General features: G+C 70.6%; 5 protein-coding genes. 2 read left to right on the forward strand and 3 right to left on the reverse strand.

Going from position 1 to position 5195, the window contains the following annotated elements:
- Positions 1–88 precede the first annotated feature (88 nt).
- From IPK71_37095 to IPK71_37105, 3 genes are read right to left on the reverse strand one after another with little or no spacing between them, the layout of a single operon-like run.
- Positions 89–1651 (reverse strand): IS66 family transposase, encoded by a 1563-nt coding sequence (locus IPK71_37095; GenBank protein ID MBK8219373.1) that lies wholly within the window; start codon positions 1649–1651, stop codon positions 89–91.
- A gap of 50 nt (positions 1652–1701) precedes the next feature.
- A complete protein-coding gene (tnpB, locus tag IPK71_37100; protein ID MBK8219374.1) occupies positions 1702–2028 on the reverse strand; it encodes an IS66 family insertion sequence element accessory protein TnpB in 327 nt (108 codons plus the stop codon).
- Positions 2025–2342: a hypothetical protein gene (locus IPK71_37105; GenBank protein MBK8219375.1), complete on the reverse strand. Its 318-nt coding sequence runs from the start codon at positions 2340–2342 to the stop codon at positions 2025–2027. Before IPK71_37105 ends, tnpB begins: the two co-directional genes overlap by 4 nt.
- Before the next feature lie 40 nt (positions 2343–2382).
- On the opposite strand from IPK71_37105, the gene IPK71_37110 reads away from it, so the two are divergent.
- Together IPK71_37110 and IPK71_37115 are read left to right on the forward strand one after the other, a co-directional pair.
- Complete coding sequence (locus IPK71_37110) at positions 2383–2754, forward strand: hypothetical protein (GenBank protein ID MBK8219376.1); 372 nt, start codon at positions 2383–2385, stop codon at positions 2752–2754.
- 873 nt (positions 2755–3627) lie between these two features.
- The coding region (locus IPK71_37115) for a hypothetical protein (GenBank protein ID MBK8219377.1) at positions 3628–5195 on the forward strand (1568 nt) is incomplete at its 3' end.

Genomic DNA, 5195 nt, shown 5'->3' on the forward strand with positions numbered 1-5195 from the left:
ATCCGATGTTCGATCCCCATCCCGAACGTCGGGACGGACCTCTTGTCGCCGTTTCGGCGATGTGATTGGCGCGGCTCGGTTGAGGACGTTACTCGGTGTGGGTGGTCGCGCGTTGACGACGCGCGTACTCGCGCGGCGTGAGCTCGGAGAGGCGCCCGTGGGGCGTCGTTCGCAACGCCTCCAGCGTGTCGAGCAGGTACTGCCGCGGGTTGATCCCGAGGCGGCGGCAACTCAACATCAGACTCCACAGTACGCATCCGTGTTCGGCGCCCTCGAACGAGCCGCGAAAGACCCACGCGTTTCGTCCCAGCACCACGTGCCTCAGGAGACGTTCGCTCGCATTGTTCGTCCACGGAATGTCGCCGTCGGTGAGGAAGCGCGTGAGCCCCTCCCAGTGCCGCAAGACGTAGTCGAACGCCTCCGCCATCGGCGTGCGAGGCCACAGCCTCAGCCGCTCGGTGCGCAACCAGGTGTGGAACGCCTCGAAGCGCGGGCGCAGCACCGTTTCGCGCTCCCGTTGTCGCGCCAGGGGGTCGAGGTCTTGCCACCGTCGCTCGTGACGGGCGAGGTCCTGGTAGAAGCCCAGCGCGTGATCGGCGTGTTCCCGATCGGTCGCGCGCGCGTCGTAGAAGTTGCGCCGTGCGTGCGCGTTGCAGAGCGCGACGACCAGGTGGAGCGACGCGCTCACCGTGCCCAGATGCACCTTCGCCGCGTCGCAGATCACGATGCCGTTGAAGCCCACGAAGCCTTCCAGCACATGGGCCGCGGTGTCGGCCTTGAGCGCGCGAAACACGACGTGCTCCTGCCCGTGCAGAACGTAGATCGTGCGTCGCGCGCAGTGGGGGCTCGCGAAGATCTGGACGCCCGTGCCGTCGATCCCGACGACGCCCTTCGAGCTCAGCACCTCGTGCTCCATCGTCGCGACCACGGGCGCCAACAGGGACCCCACGCGACCCGACACGCGGGAGAGCGTCCCACGATCGATCGACAGGCCCTCCCGCTCGAACACGCTCACGAGGCGATGGAACGGCAGGTGATCGTGGAAGTGCGCCACGACCGTGTCGACCGCGAGCGTGGCGCCGACGGGCCCGGCGCCGGTGCTCGGCGGCTCGGGCGGTGGCGCGATCACGACGCCGTTCTGCTTGCACGCGCCACAGGCGAACTTGCGCCGGTGCGTCGTGACGCGGCGGTAGCGCGCGGGCTCGCGCTCGATCACCGTACGCGTCTCCTCGCCAATCGCGACCAACGCCGTCCCACAACACGCGCAGGTCGTGGACTCGGGATCGAGGACGACGTGTTCGTCCGTCACGCACGCGGGGTCCAGCTCCAACCGCGCGCGGCGGCGTCGCGACGACGCGCCGCGTTCGTGCTCCCGGACCTTCCGTTTGCGTGACGACTCCGGTTCGGTGGGGGGCGTGCCGTCGGAAGGCGCCGACAGGTCCAGCCCCGGCAACACCAGCTCCTCGGGCGTGACGCGTTCGCTCCGCACGCCGAAGAGCGCGCGGCGAACGCGTGCGAGCTCGAACTCCTTGCGCAACAGCTCGAGCTGGAGCTCGGCGATCGTCGCGTCGCGCGCGGCCAGCAGGCGCTCCTGGGCTTCGATTTGCCCTTGCAGCAACGCGATCGTCGCGACGGCCTCGTCCAGCTCCACGCGCGGTCAACGCGTCTCGACGGGACGAAATTCCGGGGGGCGTACGATTTTCAGGGGGTGCGTCGCGTGAAGCCCGCCAGCAGCACCGGGAGCTCGCGCGGTTCGAGTTTCACCGAGCGGTCGGTGGGCTGAACGGCGACGGGGAGCTGGAAGCGGCCACGGTCCAGGCGCTTGTACAGAATCACCAGCCCCGAGCCGTCGTGGAAGAGCATCTTGCAGCGCGTCCGATCGCGGTTGACGAAGAGCACGACGGCGCTGCGAAGCGCGTCGAGTCCGAGCTCGTCGTGGGCGATCGCCACCAGCCGGTCGAAGGAGTTGCGCAGGTGGACGGTGCCCAGCGCGGCATAGACGGGACGCGTGGCGGGCAGCAGGATCACGACGCCTCCAGCACGCGCAGGAATGCGGCGAGTGTGGCGGGCTCGAGGTGCGTGGGGAAGCGCAGCGTGCGGCCGTCGCGCAGCCCCAGCTCACACAGGGCAGGCGCTTCCAGCGTGATCGGGACCAGACGCGGGGCGGTGCGGGCCGCGGGCTCGGGACGAAGCCGACGCCGCCATGCGTAGAGGGTCGGGGCCTTGAGGTTGTGCTCGGCCGCGTAGGCACGAGCGCTCAGGCCACTGCGCGTCCACGCCGTGACGTGAGCGCGCCAGAACTCGGGGTCGCCCGAAGGCGACGGGGATCGGGGAGATCGCATCGTCCCCAGACCTTCTCAACAATACGCAATGCGATCTGCCATGGGGATCTTGCATTGCGCCCAACGCCGCACGCTGCGGGCGCATCGGCGCCGCGCTCGACAAGGTCTATGGCGACATCGAGCGCCCACGACCCGCCTCAAGCTCGCCGAAGCCTCCCGCCTCATCCTCGAAGACTCCGGGACGCGCGCCGTCGACGACGCCTACGAAGAGTCCACCCGGCGCATCGCGCGGGGCGTCCTCCCGCCCGATAGCTACGCCAACGTGCGGCGCCACGGTGAAGCCCACGGTGAGTCCATCATCCAGGGCCGCGCCCGCGCGCAGAAGGTCCGCGCCAGGAAGGCCAAGGCCCCGAAGGCCGACCCCGCCACCGCCGTGAAGGTCACGTCCGACGTCACCCCGCCAACGACGTGAGCGCCCAGAACAAGACACCGGAACCCACGACGCCTGACGGGCGCTCCACCCCCCACCCGTACGCTCCCGGGCGGCCCGGGAGCGCCTCTCGATCGGAGCCCCCTCCCCCGCCCTCCCCCGCCTACGTGGTCGCGACCAGTCTCGTCGCAACTACTTTGATTTCGGGGCTCTGGAGCTCTTGGGAAACCTCGTCGGTCACAGGATCCTTCCGGTGCCAACCAAGGAGGTTCCCATGACCGACGAGCGCCAGGAGTCTACTTCACCGATTCGCATTTCCACCACCCCCACGAGCCGCAAAGATCCACCGCCGTGGACCCCGCAGGCCACGATGCTCCTGACCGCGTGGCAGTCCTGGGGACTGGTCGACTCCCTGCGCGCGCTGCGCTGGGAGCGTTCGAGCAAGCAGTTCGAAGCCGTCGATCTCACCCTCGTCCTGCTCCTCGTCAGCCTGAGCCACGAGCGTTCCGTGCGCGGGTTCTTCCGCCACCTGGGGCCTCACGGACCGATGTTCGCCGCCCTGTGGGGACGGCGCAAGCTGCCCACGCGCTCGGGCTTCATGGCCCTGCTCAAGGCCGTCGACGCGCCGCTCCTGGACTCCTTGCGGGCCCTCTTTTCGTCCGACCTCGCCGCGCGGGTTCCGCCCGAGGGACTGCTCGGTTTGATCGATCGCGAAAACCGCCGGTGGCGCCTGTTCGACTTTGATCCGACCCACCTGGCGTCGTTGCAAGCCCCCGCCGTCGACGACCCGATGCGTCCGCCGGTGCAGCGCCCGCGCGCCGCGAGCACGGCGGGGCGTTCGGGGCGCAAACGCGCCGATGCGATTCGCACGCGGACGGCCGTGCTTCTGGCGCACGCGGGGATGTGGCTCCCGGAATGGCCCAGCCGGGCAACGGGCACCGCGCGGCGCTGCTCGATCAGGGCTGTACCCAGATCGTGGCCTTGTGCCGCGCGGTCCGCGTCGAGCTGGGCTCGGTCGTCGTGCGCGCGGATGGCGAGTTCGGTTCGCAGGCGTCGATCGCGCAGATCGCGGGGCATCAGGTCGGGTGGTTGATCCGCGCCAAGGACTACGCGACCCTGTTGGCGCATCCCGACGTGCGCGCGGTCGTGAGTCGCGGAAGTGCACGGACGATGCAGCAACCGGACAGCCCGATCGTGCGCGAGCTGTTCGACGTGCCCGACCTGGAGTGGAGCCGCCTGGACGGAGGCCCCTCGGTTCGCACACGCCTGATCGTGACACGTACGGCGTGGCCCGCGGCCTGGGGCAAACCCGCGGTGGGGCACCTGCACGACGGATTCGTGTACGAGCTGTTCGTCACCAGTCTGCCGCCCGACGTGGCGAGCGCGGCGGAGATCGTTTCGCTGTACCTGGGGCGCGGGGCGCTCGAAGCGACCCTCGCGCAGGAAGATCAGGAGATGACCACCGATCGGTGGATCACCCACCGCGCGCTCGGTCAGGACCTGTTCCAACTGATGAGCCAATGGGTCTGGAATCACCGCGTCGTGCTCGGGCAGGCGCTCGTGGCGGAGGCCGCGCTGCGCGTGACGCCGTGGGAGGTGGCCGTCACGCCGATTGAACCGACCCCGATCGAGGCCCCGCCCGATGGAAGGACGGCGACGCCCGACGCGCCCGCGACGCCCGACGCGCCCGCGACGCCCGACGTGCCCGCGACGCCCGACGTGCCCGCGACGCCCGACGTGCCCGCGACGCCCTCGGCGCGGGAGCAAGCCCCGTCCGAGTCGGAGCCGGAGCGGTTCGGCCCGGAGCACTTCACGCGCGACGCCGCCGGCCAGGTGCACTGCCCGGCCGGGCAGATTCTGCGCCCCAGCGAGATTCGCACGCGTCGGAGCGGCGACCGCCAACGGTACCGCGCCTCGCTTCCGATCTGCGCGAGCTGCCCGCAGGTGACGCGGTGTTGCGCGAGCACGGGACCGCTTCTGCAAGGCCGTGTCGTCGACCTGCCCGTCGCGCCTTCGGCGCCGCCGCCCGTGCCCCAGGAGCCGCGCTCACGACCCGCGCCGCCCGCGCCGACGCCCTCGCCGTCCCTCCCGCCGACGCCGCGGAGGCCCCGCCGCTTGCCGGTGTGGCACCACGCGAGCCTGCTGTGGACGGACCTGTCGGCGTGCGCCCTGCGTCGGGCGTTCGTGGACACGTTGTGGAGCGAACACGTCGAGTTCGAAGAGGTTCTGAACCCGGCCCCGCCGCGCTCGACGCGGAGTTCCCGGGACCGTCGTGCGCATCGCCGCGCGACCTGGGTCGAGCGGCTGGCCCGCAACGCGCGCGACCCGCGGACGAACTCGCCGACGCTCGTGGTTCACGGGGTTCCCGACGCACTGGCGCGACTCGTTGGGGTGCCGACGAGTTGTTCCCTCCACCACGAAAACCCCGACGGCTCTGCAGGAACCGAGGAGACTGGTCGCGACCACGTAGGCGGGGAGGGCGG

It is taken from the genome of Myxococcales bacterium (assembly GCA_016712525.1).
Lineage (GTDB): Bacteria > Myxococcota_A > Polyangia > Polyangiales > Polyangiaceae > JAAFHV01.